Genomic DNA, 18,819 nt, shown 5'->3' on the forward strand with positions numbered 1-18,819 from the left:
TATCAGCATGCTTACTGTTAACTATCAGCCATCGAACACCCGACGAGGAAAGGCGGGACGTCATGGCGGGCGAGGAAGCCGGGCAGGACCGGCGGCGATGGATGGTGCTGGTGGCGGGCATGCTCGCCATGATCGCGGGCTGCGCGTTCCAGTTCGGCCTGCCGTACCTGATCCCGGCGCTGCGCGAGGAGGGCCTGTCGCTGGGAGCGGCCGGGCTGCTCGCGGCGGCGCCCACCGCAGGGCTGCTGGTCAGCCTGATCGCCTGGGGAGCCGCCGCCGACCGATGGGGCGAGCGGTGGGTCCTGGCCGGCGGGCTGGCCGGTGCGGGCGCGGTGCTGGCCGTCGCGACCCAGGTGCACGGCGTCGCCGCGCTGGGGCTCTGCTTCCTGCTGGCCGGCGCGGCCGGCGGGTCGGTGCACGCGTCCAGCGGGCGGCTGATCCTGGGCTGGTTCGCCGCGCACGAGCGCGGGCTGGCGATGGGCCTGCGGCAGACCGCGCAGCCGATCGGCGTCGCGGTGGCGGCGCTCGTCCTGCCCGCGACGGCCGCGGCGGGGCGGGGGTCCGCGCTGGCGTTCATGGCCGCGTTCTGCCTGGCCGGCGCGGTGCTGGTCGCGGTCGCGGTACGCGATCCGGCCCGGGCGGCGGCGTCCCCGCAGGAGAGCGGCGGATCGCCGTACCGGACGCCGGTGTTGTGGCGGATCCACGGCGCCAGCGCGCTGCTGATCGTGCCGCAGTTCACGGTGGCCACGTTCGCCCTGGTGTTCCTGGTGGACGAGCGCGGCTGGGACGCCACCCAGGCCGGTCACGTCCTGGCGTTGGCGCAGGTCGGGGGCGCGGTGGCGCGGCTCGCCTCGGGCTGGTGGTCCGACCGGGTGGGCGGCCGGCTGCGGCCGATGCGGATCGTGTCCGGGGCGATCGCGGTCGTCGCCGGGGTGCTGGCGGCGGGCGCGGCCGGCGGGTCCGCGATCGGCGTGGGCGCCGTGGTGGCCGCGTCGATCGTGTCGGTCAGCCCCAACGGGCTGGCGTTCACCGCCGTCGCCGAGCACGCCGGGCGCCAGTGGGCCGGCCGCGCGCTGGGCATCCAGAACACCGCGCAGAACGCGGTCGCCGCCGCGACACCGCCGCTCATGGCCGCCGTGATCGGCTCCGGGGGCTACGCCGCCGCCTTCGCGCTCGCCGCGGCGTTCCCGCTGGCCGCCATGGCCGTGATCCCGGTACGCGCGGAGCGACGACGCCCCGCCGGCCGCGGCGACGCGCCCGAGCAGCGCCCCGCCGGCCCTGGCGACGCGCCCGAGCAGCGGCCATCCGCCGGTCCCGCAGGCGCCGTCGAGCAGCGGCGCCCGTCTGGTCCCGCCGAGCCCGTCCAGGCGCGATGACCTCCCCGTTCCCGTCATTCATGTGAGGAGAGACCGATGCAGCACACCATCCAGCGCCCGTCCGTCAGCCACGCCGCCGCCCAGGCCGTCGTCGAGGCGGCCGTGCGGGCCGCGCAGGGCACCCCGGTCGCGTACGCCGTGGCGGTCGTGGACGCGGGCGGCCACCTGACCGCGTTCGCCCGCATGGACGGCGCCCCCGTCATGGCCATCCAGGTCGCGCAGGACAAGGCGTACACCGCCGCCGGTTTCGGGATGAGCACCGAGCGGTGGCACGAGTTCATCAAGGACGACGCCCCGCTCGCCCTGGGGGCGCCGGCCGGGGTCGAGAGGCTGGTGGCGTTCGGGGGCGGGGTGCCGATCATCCTGGACGGCCACGTCGTGGGCGGGGTCGGCGTGTGCGGCGGCCACTGGAGCGACGACGTGAAGATCGCCGAAGCGGGCCTGGCGGCTCTCGACCGTTAGGTTCCGCCGGGTTTGACCTTCAAGTCGCTTGAATGCCGACCATCGCTCCCATGGGCGACACCAACGGCCCGATGAGCATCGGCGCGTTCGCCCGGAAGGTGCATCTCGCGCCGCGCTGACCCTGCACGGGAACCAGGAGTGCCTGGACCGCGCGAACCTGGTCGGCGACGACCTCGTCCGCGCCTTCTACCCGTCCCTGCACCTCAACCTGGCCAAGGCGTTCACGGATGCCGGCGAGCCGGGCAGGGCCCGCGAGCACTTCGAGCGGGCGGCCCGGCACGTGGCCGACGTGCCGCCCGGGCAGTACGCCGGCCTCAAGGCCCTGGCGCTGGTCCTGCCCGCCTACCTCACCGACCTCGGCACCCGCGAGGACGGCACGTGGCTCGCCGCCGCCCTGCACATGGTGCACGCCGCCCGCTGCCTGCCGGAGGACGACCGGCGCACCTTCGGCACCGCCATCGGCCTGCTGCCGGGGTGACCCGGCGGCGGCTCAGCGCAGGTGGGGAGCCAGCCGTTCGAGGGCGTCGACCGCGGCGGGATGGTCGCCGGCCAGCGGATGCAGCAGGACGTGGTCGGCACCCGCGTCCAGGTGCGCGCGCAGGCGGCGGGCGACCGTCTCCTCGTCGCCCCAGGCCAGCGTGGCGTCCACGAGCCGGTCGCTGCGGTCGCCCGCCAGGTCGTCGTCGCCGTAGCCGAGCCGCCGGTAGTTCGCCGTGTACGGGGTCTCGATGTCGCGCTGCCCGGCGCGCAGCAGGGCGCGGATGCGTCCCCTGGCCGTGACGGGGTCGGGGTCGAGGACGAGGGCCTGGTGCGGGACGACGAGCGGGCCGGGGCCGAGCGCGGCGCGGGCGACCTCGGTGTGCTCGACCGGCTGCAGGAACGGGTGCACGCCGGACGCCCGCTCGGCGGCCAGCCGGTGCGCCTTGGGGCCGAGCGCGGCCAGCACCCGGGGGTAGGCGACGCCGGGCAGCAGGCGGGTGGCGGCCTCGTCCATGGCGTCCAGGTAGTCGCGCAGCCCGCTGAGCGGCCGCTCGCCGGCGCGGCCGCCGAGCCCGAGCACGAGCCGGCCCGGGTACGCCTCGGCCAGCGTGGCCGCCGCCGTGTGCGTGGCCGCCGGTTGCCGGACGCTCACGTTCGCGATGCCCGAGCCGGCGACCAGCAGCTCGGTCGCGGCCAGGACGACCGCCAGCTGCGTGAAGATCTCCCGCCCGCCGGCCGGTGATTCGGCGGGCGGCTCGCCCGTCCACAACGACCGGTACCCGAGCCGTTCGATCCGCGCGAACTGCTCGCGTTGCACGCCCACCGGCGTGCCGACCAGCGTCTGGGGCGCGATCCACACGCCGTACGCGCCGAGCCGGTCCCTGGTCTCCCCGAGGTCCATCAGCCTTCACCCTTCGCCATATTTTCGGAGGCAGCCTCCGCTTGCCACCCGGGCTACGATACGGAGGCAGGCTCCGATTGGCAACGGGTGAAGGAGACGGCATGGACAGCGAGACGACCGCCAGGCCGCTGCGGGCCGACGCCCGGCGCAACCGCGACCGCCTGGTCGCCGAGGCCCGCGCCGCCTTCGACCGCGACGGCGTCGCCGCGTCCCTGGAGGACGTCGCCGCCCGCGCCGGCGTCGGCATCGGCACCCTCTACCGGCACTTCCCCACCCGCGAGGCGCTGCTGGAAGAGGTGCTCCGGGAGCGGTTCGACACGCTCGGCGCCACCGCCCGCGCCCTGCTCGACCACGCCTCCCCCCGGGCCGCGCTGCGCACGTGGGCGCGCGGCTTCGCCGAGGCCGGCACCACGTTCCGCGGCCTGACGGCCGCCCTGTCGGCGACCCTGCGCGACGAGTCCTCCGCCCTGCACGCCTCGTGCGCCTCCATGCGCGCGGCCGGGGAGGCCCTGCTGGCCCGCGCCCAGCGCGACGGCGACATCCGCGCCGACCTGACCGTGGCCGAGCTGACCACGATGGTGTTCGGGGTGGCGTGGGCCCACGAGCAGAGCCCGCGCCAGGCCCCCACCGACCTCGACCGCCTCCTCGACCTGCTCTTCGACGGCCTCAGCCCCCGATAGCGAGGCCGCCCGCTCACCTCGAGCGGGCGGCCTGAGGTACGGGGTCAGGAGACCGGTTCGATCCACACGTTGCGGAAGCGGGGGTTCTCGCCGGGATCGCCGTGATCCTGCAAGCGGATCGCGCCCGACGCCGCGCTCTCCGGGAGGTGGTCGCCGGTCCCGCCGTCGATGGGCACGTCGTCGTGCACCGTGACGCCGTTCCAGACGACCGTCACCCGCGCGTCGTCGGTCTTGACGCCCGCGCTGGTGTAGCGGGCCGCGCGGAAGGTGATGTCGTAGGTCTGCCACGTGCCGGACGCGGTGGCCATGTTGCGGTCGGGGGCGCGCTTGTTGTAGATGGCGCCCGCCTCGTTGGCGGCCGGCGTGGTGTCGCCGTACGACTCCAGCACCTGCACCTCGTAGCGTTCCTGGAGGAAGACGCCGCTGTTGCCGCGCTGCTGGCCGGTCACGTCCGGCGGGTAGTCCGGCTCGTACCACTCCACGTGCAGCTTGAAGTCGCCGAACGTGCGCCGGGTGCGGATGTCGCCGCCGTACGACTCGACGGAGCCGTCCGCGATCGGCCACGTGGCCGCCCCGCCCGACCGTTTCTCCCAGGCGGCGAGGCTGGAGCCGTCGAACAGGGTGATCCGCTCCGCCTTCGCCACCGTGAGGTGGTCGAGGCTGAGCCCGCCCTTGTCGCCGGCGTCGTACCGGTAGGCGACCTTGTTGGCGCCGCGCTTGAGGTCGAGCGGCTCGGTCTGGACGGCCCAGTCGTCCCAGCCGCCGGTGGCGGCCAGCCGCACCTGCCGGACCTTGGCGCCGTTGACGTACACGCTCACCGACGTGCCCTCGGGGGCCGCGTAGCGGAGCCCGACGTTGTGCCGGCCGGCGGTGCCGGCCCGGACGGTGAACGTCGTGCTCGCGCCCTGCGCCGTGTAGCCGCCGACGAAGCCGTTGCCGGTGTAGCCCTGGTGGTCCGTGCTCACCGCCGCGCCGCCGCGTAGCGCCGCCTGCTCCGCCTCCTGCACCGGGCGCCCGGACACGGTGATCGCGTCCAGGTTGACGTTGCCCGCGTCGCCGCCGTCGTAGGTGTAGGCGATCGTGTTGGCGCCCGTCTTCAGGACGAGCGGCTCGATGCGGGTGGCCCACTGGTCCCACGTCTCCGTCGTGGCCAGCGGCACCTGCCGGACCTTGGCGCCGTTGACGTACACGCTCAGCGACTTCGTGCCGGGCGCAGGGTGCGGGCCGTTGGAGTAGCGCAGGCCCACCTGGTACGTGCCGGCCTCCGGGACGCGCACGGCGAACCGCGTCGAGGCGCCCGCGCTCCAGTAGCCGTCGACGAAACCGCTGCCCGAGTAGCTCGCGTGGTCGGTGTTCAGCTTCGCGCCGCCGCTGGGCGACGCGCTCTCCGCCTCGTACGTGGTGTGCGCCGCCGCCTGGCCGCCGACCAGCGAGTTGAGCGTGTACCACGCCTCGGTGCTCCACAGCGGCTGCCCCGACGCCGAGCTGAACGGGCGCGGCGAGCGCAGGTGCACCACGCGCCCCGGCTTCAGCCCGTCGATGGCGAGCCGGACCTTCCTGCCGCCGGCGGTCAGCTTGGCGGAGGTGACGGTCAGCGGCTCCTCGTCCACCTTCGGGCCGCCGTAGGTGGAGGCCGCCACGTACCGCCACTGGACGGCCTGGTAGCGGGAGGCCAGCGCGGCGGCCGTCTCCGCCGACAGCGGCTGGGTGTACTCCAGCTCGAAGCCGCCCTCCACCGCGCGCATCTTGAGGATGTCGAACGCCTTGGCGTCGCCCGGCGTCAGCTTCTGCAGGCCGTAGGTGAGCTTGCCCGGCTGGCCCCAGTTCCCGCCGGCGCCCAGCCCGCCCGCGTAGATGGCGCCGTCGGGGCCGAGGCTGATCCGGTTGACCCCCGCCTCCAGCCCCTGCGTGAAGCGGAAGACCGCACCCTGGTACTCGCCGCCGACCTTCTCCAGGTACGCGCGCTGGATCCCGCCGTACGTGACGTCGCCGAACAGCACCTGCCCCGCGAACCTGCCCCGCTTCAGCACCACCGGATTGCTCGGCGAGTTGGCGATCTCGTTGTGCGGCAGCCACAGCACCGGCGCGCTCACCGGCTGCTCCTCGAACGGCCCGTCCGGGTTGGTGTAGTGGTTGAAGAAGCGGTCCTTCTTGATGTGGACGAGCTTCGAGGCCGGCAGCCAGCCGCCCTGGTTGTCGGTGACGAACAGCTCACCCTCGGGGCCCCAGCCGATGCCGTTCGGCGTGCGCAGGCCGCCCGCCAGGTACTCGACCTTGCCGGTGGCCTTGCTGACCTTGATGGTGGTGCCCCTGTCGCGCGCGGGCTGCGGGTCGGTGGTGGCGCCGCCGAAGTCGATGGCGACGGACAGGTTGATGTAGAAGTGGCCGTCCCGGTAGAGCATGCCGAACGCGAACTCGTGGAAGTTCCCCCCGAACGGCCAGGTCGCCACGGTACGGAGGTCGTCGGCCACCTCGTCCCCGTTGGTGTCGTTCAGCTCCACCAGGCGGGACTTCTCCGAGACGTACAGCCTGCCGTCCACGTACTTGATGCCCATGGGCTCCTGCAGCCCGCTCGCGATCCGCTTGGTCGTCACCCGCTCCGGCGACGTCGCGCCAGTGACGTTGCCGAGCAGGTAGACCTCGCCGAGCCGGTTCTCGGAGCCGCCCCAGGTCGCGATCGCCAGCCGGCCGTCCGGCAGCCAGTCCATCGCGCTCACCTGCGGCTCGAACCCGGCCGGGCGCAGGTCGGTGAGCTTCAGGTCAGGATGTACGGACTGCAGCGGCAGCCCGTCGCCCGGCGAGTCGGCGCCGCTCTCGCACTCCTTGCGGCCGGGGGCGGTGACCCGCACCACGTCCGCGTCCGTGCTCAGCACCGAGGCCGGCACCAGGGCGAAGTCGGCGGCGCCGGGCGGCTTCCACTCCAGCTTGAGCTGCTGGCCGTACAGGTGCTCGAAGTGGTCGACGCGCAGCGCGTGGTAGCCCGGGGTCAGCGTGATCGTGCCGTCGATGGCGATCGGGCCGTGCCGGCCGTCGTTCGTGACCACGACGGTGTCGTCGATGCGCAGGCGGGAGCCGTCGTCGCTGGTGAGGCGGAACTCGTACGTGCCGGCCGCCGCGATGCTGATGTTGCCGACGACCTCGGTGACGAACATGTCGGTCAGGCCGAAGTCGGCGTCGGAGGTCCAGTCGATCGTGGGCATCAGCTTGTCCACGTTCGGGGTCTGGCCGGGCTTGAGGGTGCAGATCTTGGACAGCTCCACCTGAACGTCGTACGTGCGCAGGGTGACGCCGGGCTCCTGCGGGGGGACCTCGGCGTGCGCGGGGGCGGGGACGACCAGGCAGGTGAGGAGGAGCGGTAAGAGGGATAACAGGGGGATTTTCCGCATGACCTATCCCATCTCGGAGGGGGGGTGCCGCGTTTGCCGGCGCGGGCGTCCGTGTCGGCGGATGCTGGGGCTCATCCGCTGGGAGGTGAAGGGAATTACGCTGCTCTGCGCCGTAATATAAGACGAGATCTTCATCTTGCCCATAGGCTTCCGCCGAAAATCGATGAAAGTCGTGATATGTCGGGGCGGAAGGGGCGGGCGGTCGCGCGCAGGGGTGCGGGGTCGAGCGGCCTACGCAGGCTGAGAGGCGGACGCTGAGCGGGCGGCGGCCGCGACTTCCGTGGCCTTGCGGACGAAGCAGGCGACGGCTCCCGAACGGGCCTCCTGCGGCCAGGCGACCGACAGCGTGACCGGCTCCAGATCCTCCACGGCCCGGTAGGCGATCTCGGGCCGCGGGTAGCGGCGCGCGATCGAGGCGGGCAGGAACCAGACGATCGAGCCCAGCTCCACCAGCTCGAAGATCTGCGTGATGTCCAGCGCGCCCTGCCGGGAGGTGGTGACGCGCTCGCGCCGGGCCGCGTCCTGACCGGGGACAGTGACGGCGGCGGCGGCCGCGCCGGTGCCGGCGCCCAAGCCGAGTCCGGAGCCCGAGCCGGTGTCCGAGCCGGGCCCGGAGCCCAAGCCGGTCTCCGAGCCGAGCCCGGAGCGCGAGCCGGCGTGCGGGGACGGGAGCCCCGGCTGCTCGACGAGCGCGCCGCTGGGCAGGCGGCGGCCGGCGAAGTCGGACAGCCGCAGGCTCGGACGGGCGGCCAGCGGGTCGCCGGCCGCGAGCGCGACCAGGCGGGGCTCGGTCAGCAGCGGCTCGTGGTCCAGGCCGCGATCGTCGAACGGGCCGCTCACGAGCGCGACGTCGGCCCGCCCGTCGCGCAGCGCCGGAGCCTGCTCGCCCCGCGCCCCGTGCACCAGCTCCACCACGGGCGCGATGTCCTCGCTGTGGTAGGCGGACAGGATCCGGGGCAGCAGCCCGGCGTCGTGGTCGGCCTTGAGCGCGAGCCGGAGCCGCGGCTCGGGCCGGCCCGCGTGCCGGGCGCGCCGGACGGCGGCGTTGATCGTGTCGAGGGCGATGCGGGCGTCGCGCAGGAAGACCTCTCCCGCCGGGGTGAGCGCGACGTGACGGGTGGTGCGTTCCAGCAACCGCACGCCGACGCGGCGCTCCAGCCGGCCGATCGCGCGCGACAGCGGGGGCTGCGCCATGCCCAGCCGCTCGGCCGCCCGCCCGAAGTGCAACTCCTCCGCGACCGCCACGAAGTATCTGAGCTGCCGCACCTCCAGATCATTCATCTCCGCAAGGCTATCAATACTGATCCGATCGATCCTTCAGGTCCTCCCCGGTGACGGGTTGACTGGACCCCGCGGCCCCATCGCCGGGCCGCCGACCCCCGTGATCCCGCACCGGGGTCCTTCCTGTCTTGGATCCATCCGTCATGGAGACATTCGTGATCGTCAATATCGTGCCCGCCTGCCCGGGCGTCCCCGTCCGTACCACTAAGCCCGGCGGGCGGGAGGGCAGGTGAAGGCCGACCTCAGCCGGGGCTGGCGCACGCACGCGGCGGTCCTCGCGTTCGGGACGTTCGCCGTCGGTACGGACGGCTTCGTCGTCGCCGGCATCCTGCCCGAGATCGCCCGGTCCCTCGACGTCAGCGTGGCCGCGGCGGGCCAGCTCGTCACCGTCTTCTCCATCGCCTACGCCGTCCTGGCCCCCGTGCTCGCCACCCTGACCGCCGGCTGGTCGCGGCGCGTCGTGCTGCCCGCCGGGCTGGCGCTGTTCGCCGTGGGCAACGTCATCACGGCGCTGGCGCCCTCGTACGCGCTGGTGCTGGTGTCACGGGCGGTCGCCGCGGGCGGCGCGTCGCTCTACGCGGCGACCGCCAGCGCCACGGCGGCGGCGATCGCCGGGGACGAACGCCGCGGCCGGGCCATCGCGATCGTCATGCTCGGCCTCACGTCGTCGCTCGCGCTGGGCGCCCCGCTCGGCACGGCGGTGGGGGCGGCGCTCGGCTGGCGGGCCACGATGTGGCTGGTCACGGGCCTGGCCCTGGTCGTGGTGCCGATCATCGCCGTCCGCCTGCCCGACGTCGGCGGCGGCCCGGCCGGCGGCTGGCGGCAGCGGCTCGCCCCGCTCGCCGACCGGCGGGTGCTCGGCGTGCTCGCCACCACGGTCGTCGCGTTCACCGGCATCTACGTGCCGTACACCTACCTCAGCGCCGTGTACGAGCCCGCCACCGGCGGCCAGGGGAGCCGCGTGGCCGTGCTGCTGCTGGTGTTCGGGGTGGCCGGCACCGTGGGGAACCTGCTGGCGGGGCACTTCACCGACCGCACCGGCCCCCGCCGTGTCGTGATCACCGGCACGCTGCTCCTCACCCTCGTCTTCCTGCTGGTGCCGGCGCTGCGCGGCTCGTACGCGACGGCGGTGGCGGCCATCGCGGTCGGCGGCGTGTTCTCCTTCACCGTCACCACGCCGCAGCAGCACCTGATCATGAGCTACGCCCCGCCGGGCACGCAGCCCATGGCCGCCTCCCTCAACCAGTCCGCCCTCTACCTGGCGGTCTCGCTGTCGGGCGCGGCCGGCGGTCTCGCCCTCGACGCCGGCGGAGCCACCCTCCTCCCGCCGCTGGCCGCCGTATTCGTCGCCGCCGCGGCCGTCCTCACGTGGCTGTTCGGGCGGGCGGACGCACGGAGTGACGACCGGGCGGACGCCCGGAGGGACGGCCGGGTGACCTCGGAGCCGCGAGGGTGACCCCCGCCGTCGCCTCCGCCGTCGCCTCCGCCGTCGCCTCTGCCGGCAGCGGACGATGAGGCGGCCGGGCTAGGGACATCCCCGGCCCGCCACCTGAGGCGCCGCCCGCGCCAAGAGGTCTACCGTGCGGGCACCCGTCGGCGGCATCGACCCGCTCGGCGCGACGATCGGGCTGGTGTCGCCGGCGGTGAGCGTCCCGTCCCTGTGGCTGACCTGGCGCGGCCTGCGCCTGCAGCGGGAGGAGGAGGCGGGCGCGGTCGCGGACCGGCTGGCGGTCAAGCTGATGATCGCCATGCTGAGGGAGCGCCGGCCGGGCGAGGCGGTGCCCGTTCGGCTGTCCGCCGCCGCCAAGGTCGTCGAGCGCCGGCTGGTCGTGCCGATGATCGACGGCCTGGACGAGATGGACCGGAGCCCGTCCCCCGAGTACGCCTCCCGCGCCGGCCACGCCATCCGCGCACTGAACGACTACCGCTACGCCGACACGAAGGCCGATGTCGTCGTGACCTGCCGCTCCGGCCACTACGAGGCGCTGGCGGCGCGCGACGTGCGGCTCAGGGACGCGGCCCGGGTAAAGCTGCGCCCGCTGCGACCGGCGGACATCGCCGCGTTCCTGCGCGGCCGGGCGGACGACCCCGGCCGCTGGCGTCCCGTCCTGGACGCCGTGCGCGCCGCACCCGCCGGCGTCTTGGCGTGCGGCCTGCGCACGCCGTGGCGGCTCACCGCGGCCGCGGTCGTGTACGAGCAGCGCGACCCGGACGGCGCCTACGCCCGTGACCCCGCCGAGCTGCTGGCCCTCGGGCTGGCGACGGAGGAGGCGATCCGCGCGCACCTGGCCGGCTGGTTCGTGCACGCGGCCGTGCGCTCGCATCCCGGGCATCTCGGTTACACGGTCCGCAACGTCCAAAGGTGGCTCTCGGCCCTGGCCGGTCACCTGGACGAGGCCGGGGGCGGCGAAGTCGGATCTCGTCCTGCACGAGCTGTGGCCGCTGGCGGGACCGCGCGGCGCGCGGATCGCCGGCACGGCCATCGCGGCCACGATCGCGCTGGCCGTGGTCGTGGCGTCGCTGGCCTGGATGCCGGAGGGCTTTCCGTTCGCGGCTGTGCCGGCGGCGGTGATCCCCTTGATCACCGCCAGCTGGGCCGCGGCCCATGACGCGCATCGTGCGTTCGGACCTGGTGATCGCTCTCATGGGCATGCTCACGATCGGGCTCTGCGCCTTCCTGCTCTTCCTCGGATCGGGCCTGGACGGGAGCACCAGTTTCGCGTTCGCGTTCCTGACCGTGTCGTCCGTGTCGTCCGTGTCGTTCGTCGACACCGCCACCGGCGCGCTCATCGGCGTCGTCGGGCCGCGTTACCTCGGGCTGCTCGCCGCCACCGGGCGCTGGAACGGGCGGTGGCTGCCGTGGCGGCTCGGCCGCTTCCCGTCGTGGTGCTGCGGCGCCGGGCTGATGCGGCAGGCGGGCGTCTCCTACCAGTTCCGCCACCGCGAGCTGCAGGACCACCTGGCGGACGCCGGGCCTACGGCGCGGGGGCGGCCCAGTCCCAGCCGGTGATCGTGGCGCGCATCAGCCGGGCCGCCGTGGACAGGTGGCTGTCGGCCCCCCAGTACAGGGTCACCGTGCGGCGGCAGCCGGGATCGTCCACGGGGATCCAGACGGCGGCGGTCTGCGCGGCACTGTGGCGGGCGAACCCGGGCACCAGGCCGATGCCGAGCCCCGCGCTGATCAGCTGGGCGATCGCGCTGGGCTCGTCGCTCTCGCACACGATCCGCGGCGTGAGCCCGCGCGCGGCGAAGAGGCGGTCGAGCAGCCGCCGGATCCAGTGCCCCCTGCGGGCGGTGATGAACGGCTCGCCGGCCAGCTCGTCGACGCTCACGGACGCCCGGCCCGCCAGCCGGTGATCGCGCGGCGTGGCCACCCCCACGGGGTCCTCGAACAGCCGCACCGACTCCAGGCCCTCCACGGGGATCGGCTGCGAGGCCACGCACAGGTCGACGTCCTGGGCGCGCAGGCGGCGCGCCATGTCCTCGGCGGGGGTCCAGTGCAGGCCGACCTCGATGCCGGGATGGGCGCGCTTGAAGGCCGCCAGCGGCCCGGTGAGGGTGAGGAACGTCTCCGACGCCAGCCGCACCCCGCCCACCCCCTCGCTGACGGCCTCCGCCACCGCCCTCCGCCCGGCGTCGAGCTCGCCGAGCGAACGCTCGACGTAGTCGCGGAAGAGCCGGCCCGTGTCGTTGAGCCGGAGCCGGCCCGCCCGCTCGAACAGCGGCGTGCCCAGCTCGCTCTCCAACCGGCTGATGGTGCGGCTCAGCGACGGCTGGGCGACGCGCAGCTCGTCGGCGGCGCGGCTCAGGTGCTCCAGCCGCGCCACGACCACGAACTGCCGGAGCGTGTTCAGGTCCATCATGCCTCCCGCGACATAACGCCATAGCGATATTGATCTTAGACAGGATAACTCCGGGATCATATCGTCGAGCGTGCTCGACAAGCGAGAACAGAGTTTGAGGAGGCTCCTGATGGCCACCGTGGCCGACAGCCTGAGATCCGGCACGTCCCCCGCGGGATGGACCCTGCGGGCCGTCGTCAGCGCGCACGCCGTCGCGATCGCCGCGCAGCCGGTATTCGCAGGCGTGTACCTGACGGGTGACTACGACAGCCTGGGCCGGCACGCGCTCGGCGCCGACGTCGTCACCTCCATCGGCTACGTGCAGGTCGTCGTGGCGATCGTGGTCTGGGTACGGCTGCGCCGCGCGTGGCCGTTCACCGGCACCCTCGCCATCGTGGCGGCCGAGACCGTGCAGTACTTCGCCGGGCTGGACGGGGCGCTGTGGCTGCACCTCCCGCTCGGCGTGATGACCGTCGCGGCGGTGGTCGTGCAGTTCATCGCCGTCTGGCGCCGGCCCCTCGCGCGCAGGATCGAGGCCGATCATGGCTGAGCGTCAGGAGGGGTGCGGGGTGAGCCCGGCGGCACGCGAGGAGGGACGCGGGATGAGCACGGCGGGACGCGAGGAGGGACGCGGGATGAGCACGGCGCAGCGCGGGATGAGCCGGCGGCGGGTGCTGGGGATCGGCGGGGCGCTCGGGCTGATGGCGGCCACCGCCCTGTCCACCTCGGCGGCGCTGGCCCGGCGGCCGTCGGTCACCGGTGCCGAGCTGCGCAGCGCCGTCCCGCTGCCGCCTCCGTACCAGGTGCCGCTGCCGATCCCGGCCACGCTGGAGCCGGTCGCCCCCGGGCGTTACGAGATCGTCCAGCGGGAGGCGAGCGCGGAGATCCTGCCCGGCGTCCGGACCCCGCTATGGACGTACGGAGGCACGTTCCCCGGACCCACGATCGAGTCGCGCCGCGGCCGGCAGATCACCGTCACGCACCGCAACGAGCTGCCCGTCCCGACGGTCGTGCACCTGCACGGGGGGCGCACGCCGGCGGCCTCGGACGGCTACCCCACCGACCTCGTCCTGCCCGCAGGCTGGACGGGAGCCACCGCACACGCGGGCCACGACACGCATGCCGGGCACGGTATGGCGGGTCACGGCATGCAGGCGGGTCACGGCATGAAGGACGCGCGGGCGGTGGTGACCGAGCTGACCCGCGACTACACCTTCCCCCTGGACCAGCGGCCCACCCTCCTCTGGTACCACGACCACCGGATGGACTTCACCGCCCCGGCGATCTGGCGCGGCCTGGCCGGGCTGCACATCGTCCGTGACGACGCCGAGGAGGCGCTCGGCCTGCCCGCCGGGCCGCGCGAGCTCCCCCTCATGATCGCCGACCGGGCCTTCGCCGCCGACGGCAGTCTCCTGTACCCGTCCCTCGACCCCACGCTGCGGGAACGGCCGGGCGTGCAGGAGCCGTACCTCGCCGGCGTCCTGGGTGATGTGATCCTGGTGAACGGCGCGCCGTGGCCCGTGCACGAGGTCGACGCGGCCCGCTACCGGCTGCGCGTGCTGAACGCCTCGAACGCCCGCCACTACGAGCTGGAAGCGGTCACCGACGACGGGCGCCGGCTGGACCTCGTCCAGGTCGGCGCCGACCAGGGGCTGCTGGCGGCGCCGGTCACGCACCGGCTCCTGCCGATCGCCCCCGCCGAGCGCTACGACGTGGTCATCGACTTCTCGGGCGTTCCGGTCGGGAGCCGGGTCAGGTTGCTCAACCGGCTGGGCACCGGCCGTACCCGTGACGTGATGGCCTTTCGGGTCGCCCGCAAGGCCGCCGACGACAGCCGCGTCCCCGGCGTCCTGTCCACCGATCTGCCGGCATGGCGGCGGTCGGACGCCGTCAGGGTGCGCGACTTCGCCTTCCGCGCCGGGCAGCTGCACGGGGGTCGCGGCTGGCTGGTGGGCGGGTTGCCGTTCGACCCGGCGCGGGCCGACGTCACCACCGGCCTGGGCGATGTGGAGGTGTGGCGGCTGGTCGCCGACGTCCACCATCCCGTGCACCTGCACCTGGTCGGCTTCCGCGTACTCTCGCGCAGCGGCCGGCCGCCCCTGCCGCACGACGCGGGCCTCAAGGACACGGTCTCCCTGCGCCCGGGCGAAGCGGTGGAGATCATCACCCGCTTCGACGGTTACCGGGGACGTTTCCTCTTCCACTGCCACAACGCCGAGCACGAGGACATGGCCATGATGGCCAACCTCGAGATCGTGTGACCTTTCCGGTAAGTGACATTCCGTAATTGGAAATGAGAAATGGTGATTATAACTGCCATCGGGCGCACTTAAAAGGGGTGATACGGGGTTTACATAAACGCTTTCCATTCGTAATATCCCACTCATGGGAGCGCTCCCAAAAGCCGATTCGGCGATGAGACCGCAGCTTAGGCACGACGTACGGTTCGTCGAATGCCCCGACGGCGCCTACGTCCACAGTGATTACGGTGCGTGCACGCTGCGCGGCCGGCAGGCGTACGCCTGGCTCACCCGCCTGGCCCCCGCCCTGACCGGCCACCACACCCTCGCCGAGCTCACCGCGAGCCTGCCCGCCGACCGCAGGACCATGGTCGAACGCCTGGTGGGACAGCTCGCCGAGCAGCGCTTCGTGGTCGACGCCCGCCACCCCCGGCCCCACGGGCTGACGGAGGCGGAGCTGGAGGCGTACGCGGAGGAGATCGCCTTCATCGGCTACGCCCTCGACTCGCCCGAGGAACGCTTCGAACGCATCCGGCACGCCCGGCTGGCGCTGGTGGGGGCGGGGCCGCTGCTGGAGGCGCTGGCGGCGGCCTGCGTCGGCTCAGGCTGGCGCCACGTCACAGTGATCACCCCCGCCACCGAACGGGCTCGCCGGGTCGCGGATGCCTCCCGACGCGATCCCGCCCAGGAGATCCGTACGCTGCCCTTCTCCCGCGACCTGCGGACCATCGCCGAGCACGCCGACATCGTGCTCCAGGTGAGCGCGGACCTCGACGACCTGGTGGCGACGGCCCGAGCCTGCGAGGCCGCCGGGATCATGCTGGGGCAGGCACTCGCCGGCCCCGCTGAGGTCTGGATCGGGCCGGTGGGGCGGCCCTCGGAGACGGCGGCCGAGTCGGGCTGGCACCGGCTCGCCGGGCTGCCCGCCGCGACCCCGGCCCCGCCGGACGAGGACCTGCTGACCGGGCCGGTGCCCACGGTGGTCGCCGCCATCCTGGCGCTCGCCTGCTTCAGCCGCGTGACCGGCCTCGACACCGGCCCGGAACGCGAGCTCGTCCGGGTGGACCTGCGCACGCTCGACACCCTCCCGCACCGCTTCCTGCCCCACCCGCGCGCCACCACCACCCGTCCTCAGCGGGTGGCCCTTGAACCGGTCAGAGAGCTGACGGAGGCACTGGCAGCCCTGCGCCCAGCCGCGCCGGCGCCTGCCCACTCTGGGATGCCTCTGGAGAAGGCGATGGCTGCCGTCGAGGCGGACGGGCTGCTCGCCCTCACCGCCGAGCTGGTCGACTCCCGGCTGGGCGTGCTCGGAATGCTCGACGAGCAAGCCCTCACGCAATCGCCGGTCGCGGTGTGCCAGGCGGTCGTCTCCGACCCGTTCGGCGTGCTGCCCGGCTGGGCGCCGGCGCGGCAGTCGTTCGGCTGGGGTCCCGACCAGCGGACGGCCCGGCTGCGATGCCTGCTCGCCGCCCTGGCCACGTACGGTGTGCCGGCCCTGGACCACCCCGACGGGGAGGGGGTGGTCTGGGGGGTGAACCTGCCGGACGGCCGGCCACGCAGCGTGCCCGCCACCGCCCTCCACCTCCCCAGCCCCCCAGCCCAACCGGCCGCGGAGGGGCGGGCGCCGGTCGGGGCCGGGGCCGGGCTGAGCTGGGTGGAGGCGTTGGCCGCTGGGCTGCGGGCCCACTGCGAGGACCTTCTGAGAGATCACCTCTCGAACGCATCGCAGGCGGCAACGCTCCCCACGCCGACCGACCCCCCGCACGAGCCGGAGGCGGAGGCGTTGCTGCGGCAGCTGGCCCTGGCAGGCGAGACGCCGGACATCCACGATCTCACCGCCGTCCTCGGCGTTCCCGCCGTCGCCCTGACGGTTCCCCGCCAGGAGGCGCAGGTGTCCGTAGCCGCCACCCTCCCCGACGCGCTGCGCGACGGCTTGGAACGGCTGCTGCTCCGCCGGCAGTCCAGGGCTCCCGGCCAGCACGTCTACGCACGACCCCACCCCCTGTGGCCACCGGACGGCGACCCGGCGCAGGCCGTCCGGGCGATGGCCGGGGCGTTGCGCCGGGCGGGGAAGGTGCCGGTGGCGGTGCCGTCGCACGCGGATCCGGAGGTGTCCCGGTTGCTGCCGTTCGTCGTCCGAATCGTGCTGCTCGATGACTGAGGCCGTCGTCGCGCCCGCCGCGGGCCCCGGCCTGGTGACCGTCCTGGGCGAAGGGCGCCTGCACGCGGCGATCAGGCAGGCACTGGCCGCCGAGCCGGCCGGCGGCGCGATCGTGGTGGCGAGCGACGCCGACGACATGCGGCCGTACCCGGCGGTGGCCAGGCGGGCGGCGGAGCGGGCCGTGCCGTGGCTGCCGGTGCGGGTCGAGGCGGGCTGGGCGCTGGTCGGCCCCGCCGTCCGCCCCGGGAGGCCGGGCTGCCCGACGTGCGTGGCGCGCAGGCGGGCCGGCAACCGCCCGGACGCGCGGGCCCGCGACGCCCTGCGCGCCCAGTGGGCCGCCGACCTCGACTCCCGGCCGACCACGCTGCTCACCCCGCTCGTGTCGCGGACGGTCGCCGCGCTGGTCGCCGACGAGGTGCGCCGGCTGCGCCGCGACCCCGGCTCCGCGCGTACCGACGGCGCCCTGCTGAAGGTCCGCCTGCCGACCGGCGCGGTGCGCCGGCACGCGTTCCTGCCCGACCCGCTGTGCCCCGACTGCGGCACGCGAACGGACGACGGGCCGCATGCCGGACGGTACGTCCCGCGCCCGGCGCCCAAGCCGGACCCGGGGACGTTCAGGGTCGGCGGGATCGCCGGCAGGGGAGCGGAGCTGGAGCGGCTGTTCGTGGACGCGGAGACCGGCATCGTCCAGGCGGTCGTGGCGCAGGAGCGCGGCGGCGGCCCGATGGCGGTGGCGCGGCTCAGCCCGTCCCGGACGGAGCACGAGAGCCACCACGGTTACGGCCGCAGCGACGACTTCGCCTCCGCCCGGGCGACTGCCGTCGCCGAGGCGCTGGAGCGCATCGCCGGCATCCATCCGCGCAGCCGGCGGACCACCGTCCGCGCCGCGTACAGCGACATCGCCGGCCACGCGCTCGACCCGCGCACGCTCGGCCTCTACCCGGACGACTGGTACGACCAGCCCGGCTTTCTGTTCACCCGGTTCGACCCGGAACGCCCGACGACGTGGGTGTGGGCGTACTCGTTCGGCCGGGACGCGCCGGTGCTGGTGCCGGAGAGCTACGCCTTCTTCGGCCCCCGCCCCCGCGACGACCTCGGCTTCGCCTACGAGTGCTCCAACGGCTGCGCCCTGGGCGGCCACCCGGCCGAGGCCGTCCTGTACGGGCTGCTGGAGGTGGCCGAGCGTGACGCGGCCCTGGCCACCTGGTACGCCCGGCTGCCCGTCCCGCGCGTGGACCTCGGCTCGGCGGCCGACCGCCGCATCCCGATGCTCGCCCAGCGGGTACGGGACCGGCTGGGCTACGACGTGCACGCGTTCGCGGCGCTGATGGAGCAGCGGGTGCCGGTGTTCTGGGTGATGGCCGTGGACGCGCTCGGCGGGCCCGGCCGCCCGTACGCGCTGTGCGGCTCCGCTTCGCACCTCGACCCGGAGCGGGCGCTGCGCCGCGCTCTTGAGGACCTGAGCCCGATGCTGGCCAGCCACCTCGAACGCTACGACCCCGCCACGTCCGCGCGGCTCGTGGCCGACTCCGACCAGGTGCGGCTGCTGGAGCACCACCCCCTCACCTACGCCCACCCGGACGCGTTCGGCCGGCTCGGCTTCCTGCCGCTGGACGGCCCGATGTTGTCCCTGTCCGAGGTGACGGCCCGCGCCGCCTGGCCCCGCCACGACGACCTCTGCGCGGACGTCGCCGAGCTGGCCGGCCGCTACCTGGCCACCGGCCTCGACGTGATCGCCGTCGACATCACCTCGCCCGAGGCGCGGGCGTGCGGCATGTACGCGGCGAAGGTCCTCGTGCCGGGGACGGTCTCCATGACGTTCGGGCACCGCTACCGGCGCGTGCACGGCCTGCCCCGGCTGCTGACCCTGCCCCGGCTCCTCGGCCACCGCGAACGCGACCTGCGCCCCGAGGACCTGAACCCGTACCCGCACCCGTTCCCCTGACCGGCCCCCACCGAAGGAAGCGAGGCAGAGCCCGCGTGCACACGACCACGGCTACGAGCACGGCT

15 protein-coding genes are annotated in these 18,819 nt (G+C 74.3%); 11 read left to right on the forward strand and 4 right to left on the reverse strand.

All coding sequences use genetic code 11. The annotated features are described in order from the left end of the window. Positions 1 to 62: 62 nt before the first annotated feature. From HCN51_RS03255 to HCN51_RS03265, 3 genes are read left to right on the forward strand one after another with little or no spacing between them, the layout of a single operon-like run. Entirely contained in the window at positions 63 to 1,376 is a 1,314-nt protein-coding gene (locus tag HCN51_RS03255) for an MFS transporter (RefSeq protein ID WP_206066515.1), read from the forward strand. A gap of 36 nt (positions 1,377 to 1,412) precedes the next feature. Continuing rightward, positions 1,413 to 1,838, forward strand: coding sequence for a GlcG/HbpS family heme-binding protein (locus HCN51_RS03260; protein WP_168006620.1), 426 nt, complete (start codon positions 1,413 to 1,415; stop codon positions 1,836 to 1,838). 28 nt (positions 1,839 to 1,866) lie between these two features. Then, positions 1,867 to 2,316, forward strand: a complete 450-nt coding sequence (locus HCN51_RS03265) for a hypothetical protein (RefSeq protein ID WP_168006622.1) — start codon at positions 1,867 to 1,869, stop codon at positions 2,314 to 2,316. 12 nt (positions 2,317 to 2,328) lie between these two features. On the opposite strand, the gene HCN51_RS03270 is transcribed toward HCN51_RS03265, so the two are convergent. Then, the gene (locus HCN51_RS03270) at positions 2,329 to 3,219 is read right to left on the reverse strand and encodes a TIGR03620 family F420-dependent LLM class oxidoreductase (protein WP_168006624.1); all 891 of its coding nucleotides are present in this window, start codon (positions 3,217 to 3,219) and stop codon (positions 2,329 to 2,331) included. 101 nt (positions 3,220 to 3,320) lie between these two features. Here HCN51_RS03270 and HCN51_RS03275 point away from each other — a divergent pair, with 101 nt between their 5' ends. After that, a complete protein-coding gene (locus HCN51_RS03275) occupies positions 3,321 to 3,899 on the forward strand; it encodes a TetR/AcrR family transcriptional regulator (protein ID WP_168006626.1) in 579 nt (192 codons plus the stop codon). Positions 3,900 to 3,943: 44 nt separating this feature from the next. On the opposite strand, the gene HCN51_RS03280 is transcribed toward HCN51_RS03275, so the two are convergent. Both HCN51_RS03280 and HCN51_RS03285 read right to left on the reverse strand, forming a co-directional pair. Beyond that, complete coding sequence (locus tag HCN51_RS03280; RefSeq protein WP_168006628.1) at positions 3,944 to 7,285, reverse strand: 3-keto-alpha-glucoside-1,2-lyase-like domain-containing protein; 3,342 nt, start codon at positions 7,283 to 7,285, stop codon at positions 3,944 to 3,946. Positions 7,286 to 7,516: 231 nt separating this feature from the next. Next, the gene (locus tag HCN51_RS03285; protein ID WP_168006630.1) at positions 7,517 to 8,566 is read right to left on the reverse strand and encodes a LysR family transcriptional regulator; all 1,050 of its coding nucleotides are present in this window, start codon (positions 8,564 to 8,566) and stop codon (positions 7,517 to 7,519) included. A 229-nt stretch (positions 8,567 to 8,795) separates the two neighbouring features. On the opposite strand from HCN51_RS03285, the gene HCN51_RS03290 reads away from it, so the two are divergent. The 3 genes from HCN51_RS03290 to HCN51_RS03300 all read left to right on the forward strand — a co-directional run bounded on the left by HCN51_RS03290 (position 8,796) and on the right by HCN51_RS03300 (position 11,576). Continuing rightward, positions 8,796 to 10,022, forward strand: a complete 1,227-nt coding sequence (locus HCN51_RS03290) for an MFS transporter (protein ID WP_168006632.1) — start codon at positions 8,796 to 8,798, stop codon at positions 10,020 to 10,022. A gap of 124 nt (positions 10,023 to 10,146) precedes the next feature. After that, positions 10,147 to 11,175: an NACHT domain-containing protein gene (locus HCN51_RS03295; protein WP_168006634.1), complete on the forward strand. Its 1,029-nt coding sequence runs from the start codon at positions 10,147 to 10,149 to the stop codon at positions 11,173 to 11,175. An 8-nt stretch (positions 11,176 to 11,183) separates the two neighbouring features. Then, positions 11,184 to 11,576 (forward strand): hypothetical protein, encoded by a 393-nt coding sequence (locus HCN51_RS03300; protein ID WP_168006486.1) that lies wholly within the window; start codon positions 11,184 to 11,186, stop codon positions 11,574 to 11,576. Here HCN51_RS03300 and HCN51_RS03305 read toward each other — a convergent pair. Next, the gene (locus HCN51_RS03305) at positions 11,542 to 12,429 is read right to left on the reverse strand and encodes a LysR family transcriptional regulator (protein WP_240972386.1); all 888 of its coding nucleotides are present in this window, start codon (positions 12,427 to 12,429) and stop codon (positions 11,542 to 11,544) included. The genes HCN51_RS03300 and HCN51_RS03305 overlap by 35 nt on opposite strands. A gap of 109 nt (positions 12,430 to 12,538) precedes the next feature. Here HCN51_RS03305 and HCN51_RS03310 point away from each other — a divergent pair, with 109 nt between their 5' ends. The 4 genes from HCN51_RS03310 to HCN51_RS03325 all read left to right on the forward strand — a co-directional run bounded on the left by HCN51_RS03310 (position 12,539) and on the right by HCN51_RS03325 (position 18,754). Further along, positions 12,539 to 12,958, forward strand: a complete 420-nt coding sequence (locus HCN51_RS03310) for a hypothetical protein (RefSeq protein ID WP_168006636.1) — start codon at positions 12,539 to 12,541, stop codon at positions 12,956 to 12,958. A 52-nt stretch (positions 12,959 to 13,010) separates the two neighbouring features. Further along, on the forward strand, positions 13,011 to 14,669 hold the full coding sequence (locus HCN51_RS03315; protein ID WP_240972387.1) for a multicopper oxidase family protein: 1,659 nt from the start codon (positions 13,011 to 13,013) through the stop codon (positions 14,667 to 14,669). A gap of 154 nt (positions 14,670 to 14,823) precedes the next feature. Next, positions 14,824 to 16,809, forward strand: coding sequence for a YcaO-like family protein (locus HCN51_RS03320; protein WP_168006638.1), 1,986 nt, complete (start codon positions 14,824 to 14,826; stop codon positions 16,807 to 16,809). Beyond that, positions 16,802 to 18,754, forward strand: a complete 1,953-nt coding sequence (locus tag HCN51_RS03325) for a TOMM precursor leader peptide-binding protein (RefSeq protein WP_168006640.1) — start codon at positions 16,802 to 16,804, stop codon at positions 18,752 to 18,754. Before HCN51_RS03320 ends, HCN51_RS03325 begins: the two co-directional genes overlap by 8 nt. Positions 18,755 to 18,819: the final 65 nt, after the last annotated feature.

Origin of the sequence: Nonomuraea composti, assembly GCF_012034275.1 — a bacterium.
Classification (GTDB): Bacteria; Actinomycetota; Actinomycetes; order Streptosporangiales; family Streptosporangiaceae; genus Nonomuraea; species Nonomuraea composti.